The sequence below is a fragment of the Robbsia sp. KACC 23696 genome, assembly GCF_039852015.1.
In the GTDB taxonomy this organism is placed as follows: domain Bacteria; phylum Pseudomonadota; class Gammaproteobacteria; order Burkholderiales; family Burkholderiaceae; genus Robbsia.
Genome location: NZ_CP156626.1, coordinates 2288511 through 2307602 on the forward strand (window position 1 = coordinate 2288511; position 19092 = coordinate 2307602).

15 protein-coding genes and 3 pseudogenes are annotated in these 19092 nt (G+C 61.2%); 9 read left to right on the plus strand and 9 right to left on the minus strand.

Going from position 1 to position 19092, the window contains the following annotated elements:
• The first annotated feature begins 234 nt into the window (after nucleotides 1-234).
• From ABEG21_RS09580 to ABEG21_RS09615, 8 genes are all read left to right on the plus strand, one after another.
• On the plus strand, nucleotides 235-423 hold the full coding sequence (locus ABEG21_RS09580; protein WP_347554419.1) for a type II toxin-antitoxin system RelB/DinJ family antitoxin: 189 nt from the start codon (nucleotides 235-237) through the stop codon (nucleotides 421-423).
• Nucleotides 424-460: 37 nt separating this feature from the next.
• Complete coding sequence (locus ABEG21_RS09585; RefSeq protein ID WP_333983507.1) at nucleotides 461-1690, plus strand: DUF6361 family protein; 1230 nt, start codon at nucleotides 461-463, stop codon at nucleotides 1688-1690.
• On the plus strand, nucleotides 1687-3540 hold the full coding sequence (locus ABEG21_RS09590; protein ID WP_347554420.1) for a phospholipase D family protein: 1854 nt from the start codon (nucleotides 1687-1689) through the stop codon (nucleotides 3538-3540). Before ABEG21_RS09585 ends, ABEG21_RS09590 begins: the two co-directional genes overlap by 4 nt.
• The gene (locus ABEG21_RS09595; protein WP_347554421.1) at nucleotides 3537-6740 is read left to right on the plus strand and encodes a helicase-related protein; all 3204 of its coding nucleotides are present in this window, start codon (nucleotides 3537-3539) and stop codon (nucleotides 6738-6740) included. Before ABEG21_RS09590 ends, ABEG21_RS09595 begins: the two co-directional genes overlap by 4 nt.
• A gap of 261 nt (nucleotides 6741-7001) precedes the next feature.
• Nucleotides 7002-7352: an AlpA family phage regulatory protein gene (locus ABEG21_RS09600; protein ID WP_347554422.1), complete on the plus strand. Its 351-nt coding sequence runs from the start codon at nucleotides 7002-7004 to the stop codon at nucleotides 7350-7352.
• A gap of 74 nt (nucleotides 7353-7426) precedes the next feature.
• Nucleotides 7427-7816: a transposase gene (locus tag ABEG21_RS09605; RefSeq protein ID WP_347554423.1), complete on the plus strand. Its 390-nt coding sequence runs from the start codon at nucleotides 7427-7429 to the stop codon at nucleotides 7814-7816.
• The gene (tnpB, locus tag ABEG21_RS09610) at nucleotides 7813-8157 is read left to right on the plus strand and encodes an IS66 family insertion sequence element accessory protein TnpB (protein WP_347554424.1); all 345 of its coding nucleotides are present in this window, start codon (nucleotides 7813-7815) and stop codon (nucleotides 8155-8157) included. Before ABEG21_RS09605 ends, tnpB begins: the two co-directional genes overlap by 4 nt.
• Nucleotides 8158-8199: 42 nt before the next feature.
• Nucleotides 8200-9747, plus strand: a complete 1548-nt coding sequence (locus ABEG21_RS09615; RefSeq protein ID WP_347554425.1) for an IS66 family transposase — start codon at nucleotides 8200-8202, stop codon at nucleotides 9745-9747.
• A gap of 101 nt (nucleotides 9748-9848) precedes the next feature.
• Here the strand turns inward: ABEG21_RS09615 and ABEG21_RS09620 are convergent.
• From ABEG21_RS09620 to guaB, 8 genes and pseudogenes are all read right to left on the minus strand, one after another.
• A pseudogene (locus ABEG21_RS09620) lies at nucleotides 9849-10469 on the minus strand (IS3 family transposase); the annotation flags it as partial.
• A 9-nt stretch (nucleotides 10470-10478) separates the two neighbouring features.
• Nucleotides 10479-11631: pseudogene (locus ABEG21_RS09625) on the minus strand (IS30 family transposase).
• Between the two features lie 67 nt (nucleotides 11632-11698).
• A pseudogene (locus ABEG21_RS09630) lies at nucleotides 11699-11989 on the minus strand (transposase); the annotation flags it as partial.
• A gap of 344 nt (nucleotides 11990-12333) precedes the next feature.
• On the minus strand, nucleotides 12334-12909 hold the full coding sequence (locus ABEG21_RS09635) for a PIN domain-containing protein (RefSeq protein ID WP_347554426.1): 576 nt from the start codon (nucleotides 12907-12909) through the stop codon (nucleotides 12334-12336).
• Nucleotides 12906-13373: a helix-turn-helix domain-containing protein gene (locus ABEG21_RS09640; RefSeq protein ID WP_347554427.1), complete on the minus strand. Its 468-nt coding sequence runs from the start codon at nucleotides 13371-13373 to the stop codon at nucleotides 12906-12908. Before ABEG21_RS09640 ends, ABEG21_RS09635 begins: the two co-directional genes overlap by 4 nt.
• A 196-nt stretch (nucleotides 13374-13569) precedes the next feature.
• Nucleotides 13570-15159, minus strand: coding sequence for a glutamine-hydrolyzing GMP synthase (gene guaA, locus ABEG21_RS09645; protein ID WP_347556707.1), 1590 nt, complete (start codon nucleotides 15157-15159; stop codon nucleotides 13570-13572).
• A gap of 224 nt (nucleotides 15160-15383) precedes the next feature.
• Complete coding sequence (locus ABEG21_RS09650; protein ID WP_347554428.1) at nucleotides 15384-15953, minus strand: hypothetical protein; 570 nt, start codon at nucleotides 15951-15953, stop codon at nucleotides 15384-15386.
• 6 nt (nucleotides 15954-15959) lie between these two features.
• Nucleotides 15960-17420 (minus strand): IMP dehydrogenase, encoded by a 1461-nt coding sequence (guaB, locus tag ABEG21_RS09655; RefSeq protein WP_347554429.1) that lies wholly within the window; start codon nucleotides 17418-17420, stop codon nucleotides 15960-15962.
• A gap of 151 nt (nucleotides 17421-17571) precedes the next feature.
• Between guaB and ABEG21_RS09660 the strand changes: the two genes are divergently transcribed.
• On the plus strand, nucleotides 17572-18636 hold the full coding sequence (locus ABEG21_RS09660; RefSeq protein ID WP_347556708.1) for an EamA family transporter: 1065 nt from the start codon (nucleotides 17572-17574) through the stop codon (nucleotides 18634-18636).
• A gap of 54 nt (nucleotides 18637-18690) precedes the next feature.
• Here the strand turns inward: ABEG21_RS09660 and ABEG21_RS09665 are convergent, their stop codons facing one another.
• Nucleotides 18691-19014 carry an RnfH family protein gene (locus tag ABEG21_RS09665; protein ID WP_347556709.1) on the minus strand — a complete coding sequence of 108 codons (324 nt, stop codon included), beginning with the start codon at nucleotides 19012-19014 and terminating at the stop codon, nucleotides 18691-18693.
• Nucleotides 19015-19092 lie beyond the last annotated feature (78 nt).

Below are 19092 nucleotides of genomic sequence, written 5' to 3' on the forward strand. Positions count from 1 at the left end.
CAACAAGACCGCCCCACTGCCCTGTCCTTTGGCACGCGGAGCGCGCGGGCCCGCGAGGGCCGAAGACGCTAGGGATCAAGACCGGATGGCCGCGACTCGGCGCGAGAAGTGGTACGTAGCCCGCGAGCCCGAAGGCGGAACGCTTGGACGCCACCCTGCCTTGTGAAAGCCCGCGAATGACTTGATAGCCCAAATGGGCCACAATGTAGCTACAACCGATCCGAGGACAAGCCGATGGCGTGTACTGATGTCGTCCGAGCCAGAATCGACAGACAAATCAAAGAGGAAGCCAACGCCGTCTTGGCGCGAATAGGTTTGTCTGTCTCAGATGTCATTCGGATGCTCCTCACCCGAGTCGCCACAGACAAGGCGTTGCCCTTCGATGTCAACGGCATCACCAAGACGAGGCGCGAGAAGTCATGAATAGCTCTTCAATGCCCGCCTCGTCGATGTGAAAGTGATGCGCCAGCCCACGAGATCGTCACATGCACGCCGCACCCCGCAACTCGAACCTGCTTTGGGGTGGACCTATTTGTCCCGCGAGGCGCTGGCCCGTGCCAGGGCACAAATGGACGAAGAGTCCATGGGTGTGCGCGACGAAGTCGGCTTTCTGACCATTCATCAGCGGTATGCAGATCACTTCTTCCCAGGCACATCGGTCCTGCATACGCGGGCGCGTTATGCAATCTTCGTACCTTGGTTGTTCGAGGACCTAGGGGGGTTGACGGGACCGGCAGCCGAACGTGCCCTACGCGAACGTGAAAGAGTACTTGCCGGGCGGCTCCGGGAGGCAGGCGAATCCCAAGTGATCGGCGGTCGTGTCTTTCCCAAACCATCCAGTCAGCCGCCATCGACCGTTTATTGGAATGCGCTCGCAGTTTGGGGAATCCTACGCCCGCGTCCAGACGGGCGGACAATTTCTCGGGCGCAAGCGCATAGACTGTTGAAGAGCGTCAGTGCGGCGACCGACGATGACGGACAGCCACTCCTCGGCTTCGATCCACCGTTCGTCCCACTACCGAGGCGCCCTGATGGCTGGCGCAATGGATCGATCTCTCTCCGGTTGGCGGCTGCGGAGGCCACATTTCTTCGCGAGCGCCTCGCGCAGTTGCGCGGCAGCGAAGGCCATGAGCTTTCCTTGCTTGCGCGCCTTGTTCGGACAGAAGCCGCATCACCGCCGGGAATGTGGACTGACGAGACCCGTGCGATTGCCGGTCCCGACCGAGCGCCGCTGGCGCGGGCGCAGCAGGCGGCCAATCTGGCCGGCGTGGGCCGCGCTGTCTATGACGCTCTCCTCGAATATATCGTCGAGACCGACGACAAAAGAGAAGCGTCAACCCGACATCGCGATCACCTCGCCTCCACCGTTGCCGAACACGGCACTGTCGCGGCCAAACTCGATGTCAATGCGCTTGAGGCAGACATAGGCGCGCTGCCGCCGAAATTGCGCGCCGTCGTGACGGCGACGAAAGAATGGATAGCTTCGAAATCGACTGATCCCCGGCCGCTTTTCGAGGTCTATTCGGCAGCCGAAGGCCGAAAGGGGCCTCGCGCGCGGCTTTCATTGACGCCCAACGGCCGTATGCGGCGGCTCGAATGGTCGAACGACGAACATGGTCTGGCTGGACCTCTCCACTATAGATGGGAGCAGGTCAGCACACTCCTTGACGATCTGGCGAACGCCGAATGAGCGGGACAGTCGATAACTGGCCGGCGCTCTCGTTTCTCGAGGGTCTTCGCCCCGGTCCCGACGAGAATGTCGAATTGGCCTTGCTGGCTTCATATTCGGCAGATCTGGGATCGATTGGCGCGACGCTGCTCGCCCTGGCCGGCAAGGACACAGATGCGGGCCGCGGGAGCCCATCCGACTTCGTCGACGCGGTCGAGCGCCTTCGTGGAAAGGTACGCATCGTCGTCCAGCGGGGTCGCCTTGCGAAAATGCGTCGGACACCGCGTATTGCGGCGGTGCTAGACCAGTTCGTGCGCGAAGTCGATTTCGATGAAGCGACCCATAGCTGGCATCCCAAGGCAGCACTGGTTCGCACCCGCGATGCGAACGGGAAGGCCGGCTGGCGCTTTTGGATCGGGAGCCGCAATCTTACGGAAAATGTGAACCGGGACATCGGACTGCTGCTCCTATCAGGTGAGAAAGGCGGCACTTCCATCCCAGGCGCAGAGGACGTGGCCTGTGCATTGGCCGAGAGGGCTGCGCTCAAAGGCGTGCGGCCTGCTTCATTGGGCGCTGCCGTCGCAAAAGTAGCTTGGCGCGCTCCGGCAGGTGTGCGCGTCGAGCGACTTCGCTGGTCGGAGGGAAGTGGCGATATGACGGTCCCCGTGCCGTCGGAAGGAACGGATGAAGTCGTGGTGGTGAGCCCGTTCATCGACAAGACTTTCCTCGCCCGACAAGCTCCACCGGGGTCGAAACCGACGCGCCGGGTGCTGTTAACGACAATGCGCGAGATCGAGCGGATTGGTCCCTCGCTGGCGGCCTTCGACGATCTGCTCGCGCTGGACGCGCCGGACTATCCCGTCGGCGACCCCGAACCCGATGCAGAGATTTCCGTGGCGGCTTCCAACCGTGACCCGGTTAGCGACGAGGAAGAGGAACTCGGCCGTGGCCTTCACGCCAAGTTGCTGTTCATGCGGTCGGGACAAAAGCGGCGGCTATGGCTCGGCAGCGCGAACGCGACCATGCGAGCCTGGAGCGGTCGTAATGCTGAAGTCACCGCCGAGCTGGTCGTCACGGAGTCGGTCGAGAGAGGACTGAAAGCACTTCTCGGTTCAGCCCGGTTGGTTGAGGCGCCCCTTGTGGAACATACGTCCGACGCCGCGGCCTTGGAGGAGGAGGCGCTCGAACGCGCGCGAGCGCAGGTCGCGGCCCGATGGGCGGCGCAAATCGGCTTTGACGATGAGGGCGCGCGCCTCGCACATCGTTCGGATCTCCATCCAGGTGGTCCTCACCCGGACGAGCCGGACATCGTGCTCGACGTAGGTACGCTCTACGGCGAACTGGTTTCGTGGCCCTGCGGGCAAACCACCGTGCCTCTAGGACCGATTTCTCCCGCAGAGCGGAGCGAGTTCGTGCGGCTGCGCGTGAGCCGTGCTGGAAGGGGACTCTCCTGGCTGCAACGCGCGCCCGTAGATCCGCCATTTGGGGAAGATCGCGACCACGCGGCGTTCGTGCGCTTTCTGGGAGCCAGAGGGTTCCTCTTGTGGCTGGCCGGATTGCTGGCAGACGACGGTCGCGAGGGGGATGGCGACTGGACGAATGACGAACCACGGAATCGGGCTGATCCGGGAATGAATGCGGCGCATGACGCCTCGTTGCCCACATTGGAGGAGATGTTGGCAGCATGGGCGCGTGATCCCGAAAGGTTCCGCGAGATCGAGCGCCGGGTGTCCCAATATCTGCCCGCCGTGCTTGAGGAGGCCAAGCAGGAAGGCTCTCAGACTGCGGATATGCTTCGCCGCTTCGGTGATCTGTGGGACAAGCTCCGCAGTGGACTCGGGGTTGCCGAGATCAAGGGCAAGCGCCCATGAGCGCACCCAAACCGTTTCAGATGGCGGCCGTCAATGCGGCGTTCGCGGCCTTTGCAGACCTTGGGGGCCGGCGACGCTTTCTGGTCGCCGATGAGGTCGGCCTCGGAAAAACGGTCGTGGCAAAGGAGCTGGTTCGCCGGATGGCCGATGGCGGTCGCCTGCCCCTGACCATCTATTACATCGCCAACGGGCACGCTGTTTCGTACCAGAACAAGAGCCGGGTTGTCGGCTTCCTGGGCGACTCCCAACTACAGGATGCAATCAAGACGCCCGATCGGCTTTCGCTGATCGCAATCGAGAAGCGACCGAGCACCCCGGTTTTGATCTATGCGCTTACCCCTGCGACCTCGTTTCCGGGCGCGAAGGCTCGCCTGACCGGCGGACGCAAGGAAGAACGGGCGTTTCTGAAGGTGCTGCTAGAACAGAGCTACCCGGCTTTCGCCCGCGATCTCGATCCCGACATCTTGCGGCTCAGTGCGCGCGGTTCCTGGGACTGGGCTGTCACGGAGGCTGAGAAGAAGTTTGCAGTGTCGCCACCCGGTTTGCGGCAGAGGTTTCGTGAGGCGCTGGAGGTCGAATTTGGCGAACCTGTGCGTGCGATGTTCGATCTGGCACTGCACGGGGACGCTGAACGCAAGATCAAGCCGCTCAGACCGACCACCTTCGTTGGCCGTCTCCGGCGAGCCTTGGCGCTGGCGACGTTGCGCCATCAACCGCCTGATCTCGTCATTCTCGACGAGTTCCAGCGCTACCGGCAGCTTCTGGACGAGAAGGACGCCGACCCGCTTCTGCAGGCGCTACTGGAGCCCGAAGACTCGGTCAGACCTCCGGCTATCCTGCTGCTGAGCGCCACGCCATATCCGTATCTGGCCACCCGATGGGAAGAGGCTCGCGGCGCGCTTGCTCATGCGGAGCTTCTGAAATTGATTGAATTTCTTGCCGGCTCAGACGCACGCGATCGCGCAAGGGAGCTTTTTGCAAATTTTGGCGACACGCTGCGCGCCATCGCCAGCCATTCTGACGCGAGCCACCCGGAGCTGATGGAAAAGGTGGCGGAAGCGCGTCGGTTCAGGGATGAGCTTAGGCAGCTCATGACACCGGTGATGTCGCGCACGGAGCGGGACAGCGTGGCTTCGTCCGATCCGCTCGCCGGTACGAAGTTTCTTCATGCGGCCCCCCTGCCCGAAGATTTTCAGGTGTATCGGCATCTGGCGGAGAGTTTCGCCGAGCAAATGCGCTACGAGGCGTTGCCCTACTGGTCGTCGGTTCCGCTGCCGGCCCAGTCCCTCGGCCCGGGTTATGTGGCCTGGAAGAAAGCCAGAATCAAAGCTGCGCCGAAGCTCACCCGAATGACGCGCGAGCGCCGCAACAAACTCAACGCTCCTGCTGACTGGCCCGACGCCAAACTTCGTGCGCTAAATGGTATCGCTCCACCCGAATTGTTGTCGTTGCCCTGGGTCGCTCCATCGCTTGCATGGTGGCCGCTTCGCGGAGGGTGGGCAGCGGCCGATCCGACAGCCGGGGCTGATCCCAAGCTCCTTATCTTCAGCCGGTTCCGTGCAACGCCCCCCAGCGTCGCCGCACTTCTGAGCTTCGGTGTCGAAGCCCGCTGCCTTCCCAGAAAACACGGAGGATACGAAAAAGCCTACAGGCGCCGTCGCTTCAAGCTGACGGCGACCCCTGGCCCCGTGATGGCGGCGTTCCATCCCTCGCCATGGCTGATCCTTAACACCGACCCGCTCGTAAAAGCGGGCGCGCCGCTCAGCGTTGTCCGCAAGGAAGTTCGCCGGCAGATTCTAGCTGCTCTGCCGAGAGGCATTGTCGAACGGGACACCGTCAAGGCCCGCCGACGCCACCGATCGATTGCCCGCGTCCTGGCGTCCATCGAACGTATAGCGAGTCTTGCGGAGCAGTCGGCGTCGGGATGGAGTAGCGCGATCAGTGATGATCGTGCCGCGCAATCGGCGGTACAAAAGTGGCGCCAGGCGCTCCCGATCGACAGGCTTTCGCCGATCGAACTTTCCGATCTCGTGGACTATGCCATTGGCGCGCCGGGCGTCGTGCTCGGCCGGGCTCTACGGCGCCATGACTCTACGATCCTGGACGTCACGCGCTACTCCGAACTGGTCCAACTCAGTTGGCAGGGCCTGCGCGCCTATCTCGACAATCCAGTCATATTGTCATCGCTGCGGGGCGGAAACGCGGTCGAGCAGGTCATGGGAGCGGTGGTCGATGGTGGTTTCGAGAGCGTTCTCGACGAGCATTTCTGGCTCAGCGCGCAGAATCTCCACGAGGGCGCGGCGGGTCTTGCCAGGGATCTAAAAGCGTCGCTCGGGCTCCGTGCCGGCAGTTTCAGTTTTCATGGGATCGGCGGGCAGCCGCACAAAATTCCTGTTCGTTGCCATGTCGCCGTGCCTTTTGGCGACGCGGAAGCCGAGCCCGTGGTCAAGGTCGAGGGAGGCGTAACGCCGTCGCCCCCGGCGCGCCCAGATGAAGTGCGCCGAAGCTTCAACACACCTTTCTGGCCGCATGTCCTAGCGACGACATCCGTTGGACAAGAGGGGCTGGATTTTCATCCCTGGTGTTCGCACGTACTTCATTGGGATCTTTCCTCCAACCCGCTCGATCTCGAGCAACGCGAAGGCCGCATCCAGCGATATGCAGGCCTATCGGTCAGACGGAAGCTGGCGGAAGAATTGCGTGACGAAGTGCTTGGCGATCCCGCCATGGGTCAAGGCTCTCCCTGGCGATGCGTGGAACGGCACGCGGAGCGTTTTGTCGATAAGAGCGGCCTTCGCCCATGGTGGGTGCTCGATGGCGCCGAAATTCGCCGGCATGTTTTCGAGCGCCCTTTCGGTCGAGACATGCTCCGTTTCGCTCAACTTCGAGAACAGCGCATGATCTACCGACTGGCCCTCGGACAGCCCAACCAAGAGGATTTCATCGACGTGCTATCGCGTGGCGGGGAAGCAACCCGTGCGTTGCTGCAACCGCTCGTCTTGGATTTTTCAGCAATGGGTCTTCGACAGCAACAGATGACTACCCTCAGTTCATCGGCCAACAGCCCTGGGAAGATGCCGAAGACCTCCTTTTCGGCGTTCGCTGACGGCGACATGATCGCGCCCATGCCGACATCCGACTTGGGAGCAATTGATGTCGAACCACTCGCCTCTACCCATCAGCGTCCTATGACTGGCTGACCGAAGATGAATGATACGCGTTGTGCCAGCTATGCACTCCCCTCGACACACAGTTTCATCGCTTGCACGAACCACAGCCTAGGAGCATGAATCCAAAGCGGCAGGACATCACGTCCGAAAACCAAGTTCGGATTTCCGAGAAACTATCTCGAATTTCTCTCAAAGCGATGCAATCATGGTCGCACCGAATTCGCCTCGCTACGCCACAGTAAGTTGCTCCGATAGGTAATGAACTTCACCATGTCTCCATGCAGCGTACTCATGGAGTCCGAAGTGGAACAGCTATCGCAAGCATTCAATGCGCTTCCCTTGCCAGGGACGGAAGCCTACGAGGCGCTACCGCAATTTCCGAAGAACCCCCTTCCCTTCCGGCGCACCATCCGCCGCCAGGAACTTCGGCAGATCGTCCCTTTGGCCGAGACGACGATCTACCAAATGGAGCGCCGCGGCGAGTTCCCGCGCCGCTTTAACCTGACACCGCGCTGCGTCGTGTGGGACTTGGCCGAAGTGGAAGCGTGGATCGAGGTGCGCAAGCAAGCCCCTCGCGATCGTGTCTCGAAGCCGGATGTTCACCAACGAAAAACCCGCCCCGTTCGGGCGGGTTCAAGGTAAGCGTCCAGCCACGGCATCTTTCATCGTGATGTGAAGTTCAGCATGCTGTCGGATTTTCTCGACGGAGGCTGACGATGGAAGACAAGCAGGTGGTGAGCGTGACACCGCGCACGACAAGACGCATTTTTACCAAGCAGTTCAAGCGCGACCTAGTACGACAGGCGATGTTGCCGGATGTCTCGATGGCTGCTTTGGCCCAAGCCAACCAGATCAATCCCAACCAGCTCTCACGCTGGTGCCGTGAACATCAGCGTGCAGAAGGCACGATGGAAGTCGCGACTTTGGTGCCGGTCAACGTCGCGCCTGTCGTCTCAGAATGCAACCCGATGCCAACGCCCGTAGAGGCTATTGGCGAGATCGAATGGCGCCACGGCGCTTCGAGAGTTGTCGTACGAGGCCATGTCGACGCCCAGATCTTGCGCGCGATCATCTCGCAAACCTTGGCATCTGCGCGGGCAGTATGATCGGCATCCCTCCCGGTACGCAGGTGTGGCTGGTTGCGGGTGTGACCGACATGCGACGCGAATTTGACGGCCTTGCTGCCGTCGTTCAGTCGAAGCTGGCAAGCAATCCATACGGCGGCCACGTCTTCGTCTTCAGAGGCCGCCACGGCGACCGTATCAAGGTGTTGTGGTGGGACGGCCAGGGCCTATGCTTACTGTGCAAGCGCCTTGAGCGGGGCTACTTCGTTTGGCCACAGGCTGATTCCGGCAGCGTGCATCTGAGTGCTGCCCAACTGTCGATGCTGCTCGAAGGGATTGATTGGCGGCGTCCACAACGCACCTTCACGCCCCGCGCAGCCTAGCCAACAGTTGTAAACGGTCATCGATATGCGTAAGCTACGCCTATGGCCGACACTCCACCCGCACCGCTACCCACTGACGTCGAAGCGCTCCAGCGCATGGTCGCGGATCTGGCTGGCCAAGTGCGCAAGCTCCAGTCTAATCTGGGTGCGCGCGAGCTGTTGATCGAGCATCTGCAAATCCAAATTGCGGCACTGCGCCGCCAGATGTTCGGCCGCAAGTCCGAGAAGTTGGAAGCGCAGATTGGTCAGCTTGAACTCAAACTCGAAGAGCTGCTGCTCGATAACGGCGAGGACCCGCCGCCGGCAACAGCGGCCTCAGAGGAACGCGTGAGCCGTAAGCGCAAGCCTCTGCCGGAACACCTGCCTCGCGATACCGTCGAGCATCTGCCGGCAAGCAATGCCTGCGCGGACTGCGGGGCATCACTCAAACACATCGGCGAAGATGTCGCCGAACAGCTCGAATACGTACCGGGAAGCTGGCGTGTCATCCGACATGTTCGGCCCAAGTACAGTTGCGCCTGCTGCCAGAGCCTCGTTCAGGCAAGTGCGCCGTCACGACCGATTGCGAGGGGCATAGCAGGACCGGGGCTATTAGCGCATGTGATCATCGGCAAATACGCCGATCATTTACCGCTGTACCGTCAGGCACAAATCTACGCCAGAGATGGCTTGGATTTAGATCGCTCGACGCTCAGCGAATGGGTCGGCGGCGTCTCGCGACTGCTGCGCCCCTTGGTCGACGCATTGCGGCGCTACGTCATGGCGGGCAGCACGGTGCACGCCGACGACACGCCGGTGCCACTGCTCGCCCCCGGCAAGGGCAAGACCGCAACAGGTCGGTTGTGGGCCTACGTGCGTGACGAACGCCCAGCAGGTTCAGACAAACCGGCAGCGATGTGGATGGCGTTCACGCCCGATCGCAAAGGCGAACACCCGCAGGAACATCTCAAGCACTTCGAGGACATCATCCACGCTGACGGCTTCGCGGGCTACGACGCGCTGTACGACGACAAACGCACACAGTCGGCATGCTGGGCACATGCAAGGCGCAAGTTCTACGAGCTGACGAAGTCCAGCCCGTCGCCAGCTGCCGGCGAGGCGGTTCGCCGAATCGCGGCGCTCTATGCGATCGAAGATCTGATTAAGGGCGAACCACCGGACAAACGCGCGCGCATCCGACAAGAACACAGTCGACCACTACTCGATAGCATGCGAGCATGGCTGGATGGCTTGCTGCCAACCCTATCGAGCAAATCGGCGCTGGCCGGTGCCATCCAATACGCGCTAAACCGATGGGAAGCGCTGAACACGTTCGTCCATGACGGACGTGCCGAGATAGATAACAACGCCGTGGAGCGCTCGCTTCGTGCCGTCGCGCTCGGGCGCAAAAACTATCTGTTCGCGGGTTCCGAGTCCGGCGGCGAACGCGCTGCGGCGATGTACAGCCTCATCGGCACGGCCAAGCTAAACGGTGTTGAGCCCGAGTCTTACCTACGTGAGGTTCTCGCGCAAATCGCCGAGCATCCGGTAAATCAAATCGATGATTTATTGCCGTGGAACATCGGCAGCAGCAAACTTCCCGAAGCTTAAAACGCCAGAATAAGTCCCCACTTCACGCGAAGTGGGGACTTACACGCACGCCACACCTGCAAATAAATCCGTCAGTACAAGATGCCGTGGCTCGACGCTTACGCATATTGCACCCCGCGATCGCTATGCACAATCAGTCCACGTGGCGGGCGACGTTGCCAATACGCCGAACGCAATGCATTGCAGACCAGTGTCGCATCGATGCGATCGGACATCGACCATCCCACGATACGCCGGCTTCCCAGGTCCAAGATCGCGGCCAGATACAGCCAGCCTTCGCCCGTCGATAAATACGTGATATCTGCGACCCACGCTCGATTCCGCTCCCAGCCGTCAAAGCGACGTGCCAATACATTGGGTGCCACAGGCAATCGATGCGCCGAGTCCGTCGTTGCTTTCCATGCCCGCTTGTACACGGACCGTAACCCCTGACGCACAAGGCTTCTACGCACGCGCTCAGCGCTCGTTTTTACGCCCTGCGCGGCCAGTTCCTTCACCAGTCGCGGGCGGCCGTACGTGGCGCGACTTCGCGCATGTAACATCGACACCTGGGCATCCAGATCGGCTCGACGCCGCGCGCTTTCGCTGGGCTTTCGCACGCGCCACTGGCAGTAACCGCTGCGCGAGACGCCCAACACCCGACATAGTCTGCTGACGTCATATTGGTCGCGGCTAGCGTCGATCCATGCATACTTCACCGCGACCCTTTCGCGAAGTATGCCGTGGTGGGTTCAATGGGTCGTCGCAACAGCCTCGCGTAGTTTATCGGCCGGAGACATGAAGCCCAAGGTCTTTCTCGGCCGTTCATTGAGGCGCGCTGCGATTTTGTTCAGTTGCGCCTGCGAGTATTGATCAAGCTGCGTACCATGGAGCAGATACTGTCGCAGAAGTCGGTTCGTATTTTCGTTGGTGCCGCGTTGCCAGGGACTTCGTGGGTCACAGAAGTAGACCTTCACATCCGTGGCGATCGTGAAGTCTTTGTGGTTTGCCAATTCTATGCCACGGTCCCAGGTGAGCGTCTTGCGTAGATGCTGCGGCAACCGCTTTACCTCGCGTTTAAGGCCCGCCACAACGCTCACCGTGTCCTTGCCTTTAACCTTGACGAGGATGGTGAACCTTGAGCGCCGCTCGACCAGCGTGGCGACGTGAGTATTGTTCGCGCCGCTGACAAGATCGCCCTCCCAGTGCCCAGGCACGGCGCGGTCGGCCGCTTCGGGCGGGCGCTCGTGAATCGAAACAGCCCCAGCTATCTTGTTGCGCGCGCCCTTGGTGCTGGAGAAGCGCGAATGACGCATCTTGCGCTGGGTCCGCAAATGATACTGCAACGCTTTCTTTAGAACGCCGCGCGCCTGCACAAACAGGCTACGATAGATCGTTTCGTGTGACACGCGCATCGACTCGTCATCGTCGGAGCTTAAGTCAGCCGCTTACTTGTTCCGCAGACCATTCGCGAGAGAGCTTACGTTCAACAGCGTAGCGCAAGCGCGGGTTGCGCTCCAGCAGGCAATCTTTGGGACGCAAGCTAACCTTCAAGGCTCTCTCATCGGCGTCCAGAGCCCGATAGTGGCCCGTTCCACCGTTACGCGCAATCTCACGCGAAATGGTGGATGGCGCACGATGCAACTCACGCGCTATGGCCCGAATGGAAAGCCCGGCTGACACGCCGCGCGAAATCTCTTCACGTTCACTGAGAGTCAATGCCCGCGACGATCGCTTGCGCACAGCAGGGCTGTAACCTCCGCATAGCCGGATTACGCCGTAGATCGATCCGGCTGGTTTGCCCAGCGCTTTGCCGATGCCAAGAAACGATTCTCCGGCGCGCCACCTCCGCCAAACTTCCGCCTTGCCTTCTGTCGGCAACCCAGGCCTTCCCATCTGTGCCATTCGTCAACCCTCCCTCATTCGATATTAATAGGAAGGTGTTGCAATGACCCATCGAACCCACCGTCGCTTTTGAGAGAATCTCCACGTCCAGTTTCGCACTTGCCAACTCTTTGCGAAGCCGACTGACCTCCGCTTCCAGCTCCGAGACGCCCGGCTTGGTGCGACTAGTCGGCACCGGCGTGCTAGCCGCTGACGCAGCACCTTCACGCTGCTGCTTGCGTGCCCAGTTGCCGATCGTCGCCACCGGCACGCCAAGACGACGTGCTGCCTCGTTGTGCCCAACAGAATTTGCCAGCCTTGCCGCTTCCACTCGGAATTCCTCCGTGTAGCGACGATACGGTACGTTTTTTTCGCCCATCTCGACCTCCGTTCAACAGATTATCTAACATCTCTGCTGTACGTCGTTTCGAGGCATGGTCAGACGAAGCTTGACGATCGCCGTGGACGGATCACTGGGGAAATAGCGCTCCGCAAGACCACCAAGGGTCACTAATTGCTTATTGTGCGCACCCAAGAAACCAAAATTCGACGAATCCATCGTTTCCCCAGTCCATTACTGCGTGGCCAGCGTCGCTTGCGTCGTGCACCACAGAAAGATCAGTCAGTTGACGCCGCTATTATCTTAAAATTCGAAGGCGAATGCTAACGCGGTAAATGTCGCTACGCCAGCGTTGCGGCATTCAATCCGTGTTTCTCAAAAGATCAGAGAATGGCGCGATAGGTTATGAGCATCTTAGTGGTTTGAACCAAACCTTGGCGCAGCAACATGTCCAGGTAGTGGTCCACGTCGATCGGTGGATTTTTCAGCTGGGCTCGCTGGCGCTGTGCGGCCGACACGACCGCAGCCGCGTCTAGGTCCAATAGGTTGTCCACGAACTCATCGGGATGCTGTGATTCGATTCCGTAGGGGGCCAGGATCTCTGCCGGGAAGTCCCTCTGATTAAAGGTCACAATCACGCTTGCCCCGCAACGAATTGCCGCCGCCAGCACATGACGGTCGTCCGGATCCGGCAAAGCTAGCCCCGCCACAAGCGCTTCATAGTCCTCCACCAAGCAATCAGGGATCGCGCGATCCATCAGATCGGATGTCCGGTCGACCTGTACCTTAGTAAGATCAGGACGGTTGATCAGTAGATTGCGCTTCCACTCCTCATGAATCGTCTGGCTCCATCGCGCCCGAAATCTTCCTGACAATGCCAGCCACATGAGGAAGTCGCGCAGAGGCGCGGGATAAAGAACGCATGCGTCGTAGACGACCGTGAAGGGAGAATGTCTCATTCATATCCCATTCTCAACTCCTGCGACTGCTGGGCGAGTTCAGCCAACGCTTGCGCGCTGGCGTTCTCACGCACCTCCTTGTACTGCATCAAGTCGGCAAACCTTACCCTACGGTGCTTGCCGGTCCGATGAAACGCCAACACCCCATCCTCCAGCAATTTGACCAGATGGGGACGGGATACGTTGAGCAGATCCGCCGCCTCTTGAGTTGTCAATTCCGCATGGACCGGCACGACCTTCACGGCGTTGCCATCGGCCAGTTCAGCCAGAATGTCCACTAGCAGACGCAGTGCCGAGGTAGGAAGCTCCACTTGGTGTGCTTGCTGCTGCTTATCAACAATCTGGATGTACTGCGTTTCAAATTGGGTAGCCAAAAAGGCCGCCAAGGCACGCTGTCCCTGCACGGCCGCCTTCATCTCGCCCTCGGCGGGCAAACTCATCTTGGAATGGGCAGTGGTGTTCATGGCGGTTCCTGGTAAAAAGCGACTACGCGAACATATTATTCGAAATATTCGAAAAACGCAATAATCGAAACGCGCACCGCCCACAAGTACGTTTGACGATCTATGGCGCCCGTTAGCACCAAGCAAAAAGCCCGCGAATTCGCGGGCTTCCGGGTGTTTAACGGCTAGCTATCGCGGGTCGATGTCGACCGTCAAATCATTCCCACTCGATCGTCGCGGGCGGCTTGCCCGAAATATCGTACACAACCCGATTGATCCCGCGCACTTCGTTGATGATCCGGTTCGACACATGGCCGAGCAGCTCATGCGGCAGGTGTGCCCAATGCGCCGTCATGAAATCCTGCGTCTGCACTGCGCGCAAGGCCACCACATAGTCATACGTCCGGCCATCGCCCATCACGCCGACGCTCTTCACCGGCAAGAACACGGCGAACGCCTGGCTCGTCAATTCGTACCAGGTCTTGCCGGTCTTCTCGCAGGCAAAACGCGGATCACGCAGCGTTTCGATAAAAATCGCATCGGCGCGGCGCAGCAGGTCGGCGAATTCACGCTTCACTTCGCCGAGGATGCGCACGCCCAGGCCCGGGCCCGGGAAGGGGTGGCGATACACCATTTCCGGCGGCAGACCCAGTTCAATACCCAACTCGCGCACTTCGTCCTTGAACAATTCGCGCAACGGCTCGACCAGCTTCAATTGCATGTCTTCCGGCAAACCGCCCACATTGTGGTGGCTCTTGATCTTCGCCGCGCCCTTCTTGCCATGCCCGGCCGATTCGATCACGTCCGGATAGATCGTGCCCTGCGCCAGCCACTTCGCCGACGTCAGCTTCGCCGACTCCGCCTTGAACACTTCGACGAACTCACGACCAATGATCTTGCGCTTCGCTTCCGGATCGCTGACACCCGCCAGCTTGCCGAGGAAGTCCGTGCTGGCGTCCACGTGGATCACCTTGACGCCCAGATTGTCGGCGAAGGTCTTCATCACCTGCTCCGCCTCGTTCAGGCGCAACAGGCCATGATCGACGAACACACAGGTCAATTGGTCGCCGATCGCCTGATGCAGCAGCGCAGCGGCCACCGACGAATCCACGCCACCCGACAAGCCCAGAATCACCTGCTCGTTACCCACCTGCGCACGAATCTTCTCGACCGCTTCGGAGACGTAGTTGCCCATCGCCCAATCGGCCTTCGCCCCGCAGATGTCCAGCACGAAGCGACGCAGGATCGGCGTACCCTGCTTCGTATGCGTCACTTCCGGATGGAACTGCACCGCGTAAAAGCCCTTTTCCTCATTCGCCATCGCGGCGATCGGGCAGGACGGCGTCGACGCCATCAGCTTGAACCCCTCCGGCAAGGCTTCGACCTTGTCGCCATGGCTCATCCACACGTCCAACATGCCATGACCTTCGGCCGTGGCATAGTCCTCGATGCCGTCGAGCAGCTTCGTGTGGCCGTGCGCGCGCACCGCCGCATAACCGAATTCACGCGTGTTGCTGCTTTGCACCTTGCCGCCCAACTGCTCCGCCATCGCTTGCATGCCGTAGCAGATCCCGAACACCGGCACGCCGATGGCAAACACCGCATCCGGCACGCGGGGGGTGTCGCCCTCGGTTACCGAGCTCGGGCCGCCAGACAGAATGATGCCCTTCGGCGCGAACTCGCGAATGAATGCCTCGCTCACATCATACGGATGGATTTCCGAGTAGACGTGTGCTTCGCGCACGCGACGGGCGATCAATTGCGTGACCTGGGAACCGAAATCGAGAATGAGGATCTTGTCGTGCATCGTGGCTAGCATGCGAACATGCGCTGGAATGGAAGGTTATAAGAGGTGCTGCTCGATGTCCTGCTCGTGTGTCGCGTCGTCGTGTCTTCGCGCCATACGTTCAATCTTGTCTCGTGGGGGACGCTCTCCGGCATCCCGCTACTCTGCCCATCTTCTACTGCATCGGCCTCCCCGCGAAGCACCAACGGAAGCGTTGGAGGGGCGCCAGATCCGATAAGGCATCCTTAAAACGCCGGTGGCACGCGACGCGGTTCGGACTCCGCGTCCGGCACACCCGCGACCGGACTGCCGATATACGGATCGCGCTGCAGCGGCGGCGCAACCGCCGTTCGTTCACGCCTCTGCGTTCCCCGCGCCGCCGCCTGCCCTTCGGCAAATCGTCGACGCTCCAGACGTTCGCGGCGCCCCACCATCGACGCCAATCTGGCTTGCACCAGACCCAAAACGACGATGGCGATCGCCACGATCGGCACGATAAACGTCAGATCGTCCTGCATGGCCGGCTGGTGATACCTTACCTGCCAGACGAGAACCACGGCCCCGGCAAGCCACTGCACGTGGCCAGCCACCCAGGCAATCGTTGCACTCGCCGGGCCTCGCACCATGCCCGCCAACAGCATCCACGCAAAGCCCAACAGGAAGACGCCGAGCAGTTGTCCGATCAGCGCCGGCGAACTGGCCAGCGGCGCCAATGGCGCCGACACCGTCAACCACGGCGTCATCAGGAAAAAAAGCCCTAGCAACGCGACGAACACCGCGTTGATCGCGAGAAACGTCCGTAGCAAGGGCTTCATGACCTGTTACTCCATTTGGTAGTTAGGCGCTTCTTTCGTGATCTGTACGTCATGCACGTGCGACTCGCGAATACCTGCCGACGTGATCTGAACGAATTCCGCCTTCTCGTGCAATTCGTCGATCGTCCGGCAACCGCAATAGCCCATGCTCGACTTGATACCGCCAGTCAGCTGGAACAGGATCGGCGTCAACGCGCCCTTGTAGGGCACGCGCCCTTCGATCCCTTCCGGTACCAGCTTCTCGACATTCGCCGAGCTGTCCTGGAAGTAACGGTCCGCCGCGCCGTCCTTCATCGCGCCAACCGAACCCATGCCGCGGTAGGACTTGAACGAGCGACCCTGATACAGGAACACCTCGCCCGGTGCCTCATCAGTGCCGGCGAACATGCCGCCCATCATCACCGCATTCGCGCCGGCCGACAGCGCTTTCGACACATCGCCGGAATAGCGGATACCGCCATCACCGATCAGCGGCACGCCCGTCCCCTTCAACGCTTCGGCGACGTTTGCAATCGCCGTGATCTGCGGCACGCCAACACCGGCGACGATCCGCGTCGTGCAGATCGAGCCCGGGCCGATCCCGACCTTGACGCCGTCCGCGCCATATTCGACCAAAGCACGCGCCGCCGCTGCCGTCGCGATATTGCCGCCGATGACTTCCACGCCGTCGTAGTTGCGCTTGACCCACTTGACGCGATCCAGCACGCCCTGGCTGTGGCCATGCGCCGTGTCGACGACGATCACATCGACGCCGGCTTTCACCAGGGCATCGACGCGCTCGTCGGAATCCTTACCGACGCCCACGGCCGCGCCCACGCGCAGCTTGCCTTGCTCGTCCTTGCTGGCTGCCGGATGTTCGGTCGCCTTCAGAATGTCTTTCACCGTCATCAAGCCGCGCAACTCGAACGCGTCGTTAATCACCAGCACGCGCTCCAGACGGTTCGTGTGCATCAGCTCTTTGGCTTCTGCCAACGACGCACCTTCCTTCACCGTGATCAGGCGCTCGCGCGGCGTCATCACCGTGCGCACTTCTACATCGAGGCGCGGCTCGAAACGCAAGTCGCGGTTCGTGACGATACCGATCACCGTCGATCCCTCGACGACCGGGAATCCGGAGATGCCATGCAGGCGGGACAGTTCCAACACATCGCGCACGCGCATATCGCCGGTCACCGTGATCGGGTCGCGAACGACGCCGGACTCATACCGCTTCACGCGCAGTACTTCCCGCGCCTGTTCGGCAGCGGTCAAGTTCTTATGGACGATACCGATACCACCCGATTGGGCCATGGCGATTGCCAGACGGCCTTCCGTCACCGTATCCATCGCCGCGGAAACCAGCGGAATGTTCAGTGAGATGTTGCGGGTCAGTCGGGTTTTGAGGACCGTATCGGTCGGCAGGACGTTCGAAAACGCCGGAACAAGAAGCACATCATCGAACGTGAGTGCGGTTTGGATCAGACGCATGGCAAATCCTATAGGCGCAAAAGCAGATTATACGCGAGTCCGAGGCGCCGGGAAATGGGGAGGGCAGCCGGAAACAGGGGCAGCCATGCTATTCTCGCCGTCTTTTGTAGCCGTTTGTAGACACGCTGGAGCAGTAGGGATGGAGAAGTCGATGCGCGGAGGCGTCGCGTACGGAGTCGGTTCCGGCGCGCTATGGGGCCTGGTCTTCCTGGCACCGGCAGTCATTCCCGACTTTACGACCATCGAGCTGAGCGCCGGGCGCTACCTCGCCTACGGCATCGTGTCGCTGCTGGCGGTGCTCATTTCGGGCCGCGCTTCCGCGCTGGCACTGCTGCGCAAGGTTCGCGCCGAGCACTGGTGGCTGGCCGCGCGACTCGCGCTGATCGGCAATCTCGTCTATTACGCGCTTCTCAGCGCCGCCGTCCAGGCCGTCGGTGTCGCCGCCACATCGCTGATCATCGGCACGCTGCCCGTGACCATCACGCTGCTCGGCTCCCGAGGACGCGACATCGCGTCGCCGGCTGACCGCCCGGCCGCGCAATCGTCCACCATCGCACGTCTCGCTCAGCCACGGCTACGCGATCTCGCGCCTGCCCTGCTGCTGATTCTGCTCGGCATCGCCTGCGTCAATGCCGATGTATTTTCCTGGCACGGCGCCACCGAAATCGGCGGCGGAGGCGACGACGCGGACCGGCGTCAAGCGCTGTTGGGCGTCGCCGCCGCGCTCGGCGCGCTGGCGGCCTGGACCTGGTACGCCGTCGGCAATGCCCGGGGATTGGAAGCACACCCGACGTTCTCGAATGCCGAATGGTCCGTCCTCCAAGGACTGGTCAGCGGCGTGATGGCCCTCGTGATCTGGGGCGTGCTGTTGGCACTGCCCTTGCCGCTCGGCAATGCGCTGGGCAGCCGCCATGCTCCCGTCGATCGTCAGATCGTGTTCTGGGCGGTCAATATCGCGCTGGCGCTGGGCGCATCCTGGCTCGGCAACACGCTGTGGAATGCGGCAGCACGACGCCTGCCGCTGACGCTGTCGGGGCAGATGATCGTGTTTGAGACTTTGTTTGCGCTGCTCTACGGTTTTGTCCACGCGCAGCGCTTTCCGCGCCCATTGGAAGGCGCGGCGATTCTGCTGCTGGGCGTGGGCGTAATGTGGTCGGTGCGCCTGCACGCGCCAGCGCCGCGGCAATCCGCCGCGCCCACAGGCGCCGATCGCTGAGCCGATTCGACGTGCGAATCAGCGTGCGGATCCCGCTGCAACACCACGTGCGAATCAACGATGTTCTTTGACCACCCATCTGCGGCCTTCACGGCTGCCGCCCCGACGCGTTTTGGCCACCCGGCGCGCACGCGCGACTTTCGGATCCACCATGAGCGGTCGATAGATCTCGATGCGATCGCCTGCCCGCACCGGATCGTCGAGCGCACGCACCTTGCCGTATACGCCCACTTTCTGCGTCGTGATGTCGATTTCCGGATGCGTCGACAGCACCCCGCTGCGGGTCAATGCCTCGCGTACCGAAATCGATGCCGGCACCGTAACCGACTGCAGCACCTGCACGCCCGGCGCGAGATAACACACTTCGATATCGATCAGATCCGTCCCTGAGGCCCCCGCCAAGGTCGCGGGGACCCCGAGCGCCGAAGCGTCCACTGCCGCGCGCTGCACCGCCGT

What these genes read in the sequence shown, in the direction of transcription:
- ABEG21_RS09580 (WP_347554419.1), top strand. Translation starts at nt 235, where the DNA reads ATGGCGTGTACTGATGTCGTCCGAGCCAGAATCGACAGACAAATCAAA.
- ABEG21_RS09615 (WP_347554425.1), top strand. Translation starts at nt 8,200, where the DNA reads ATGGCCGACACTCCACCCGCACCGCTACCCACTGACGTCGAAGCGCTC.
- ABEG21_RS09585 (WP_333983507.1), top strand. Translation starts at nt 461, where the DNA reads ATGCGCCAGCCCACGAGATCGTCACATGCACGCCGCACCCCGCAACTC.
- guaB (WP_347554429.1), bottom strand. Translation starts at nt 17,420, where the DNA reads ATGCGTCTGATCCAAACCGCACTCACGTTCGATGATGTGCTTCTTGTT.
- tnpB (WP_347554424.1), top strand. Translation starts at nt 7,813, where the DNA reads ATGATCGGCATCCCTCCCGGTACGCAGGTGTGGCTGGTTGCGGGTGTG.
- ABEG21_RS09640 (WP_347554427.1), bottom strand. Translation starts at nt 13,373, where the DNA reads ATGAACACCACTGCCCATTCCAAGATGAGTTTGCCCGCCGAGGGCGAG.
- ABEG21_RS09650 (WP_347554428.1), bottom strand. Translation starts at nt 15,953, where the DNA reads ATGAAGCCCTTGCTACGGACGTTTCTCGCGATCAACGCGGTGTTCGTC.
- ABEG21_RS09595 (WP_347554421.1), top strand. Translation starts at nt 3,537, where the DNA reads ATGAGCGCACCCAAACCGTTTCAGATGGCGGCCGTCAATGCGGCGTTC.
- ABEG21_RS09635 (WP_347554426.1), bottom strand. Translation starts at nt 12,909, where the DNA reads ATGAGACATTCTCCCTTCACGGTCGTCTACGACGCATGCGTTCTTTAT.
- ABEG21_RS09660 (WP_347556708.1), top strand. Translation starts at nt 17,572, where the DNA reads ATGCGCGGAGGCGTCGCGTACGGAGTCGGTTCCGGCGCGCTATGGGGC.
- ABEG21_RS09600 (WP_347554422.1), top strand. Translation starts at nt 7,002, where the DNA reads ATGGAGTCCGAAGTGGAACAGCTATCGCAAGCATTCAATGCGCTTCCC.
- guaA (WP_347556707.1), bottom strand. Translation starts at nt 15,159, where the DNA reads ATGCACGACAAGATCCTCATTCTCGATTTCGGTTCCCAGGTCACGCAA.
- ABEG21_RS09605 (WP_347554423.1), top strand. Translation starts at nt 7,427, where the DNA reads ATGGAAGACAAGCAGGTGGTGAGCGTGACACCGCGCACGACAAGACGC.
- ABEG21_RS09590 (WP_347554420.1), top strand. Translation starts at nt 1,687, where the DNA reads ATGAGCGGGACAGTCGATAACTGGCCGGCGCTCTCGTTTCTCGAGGGT.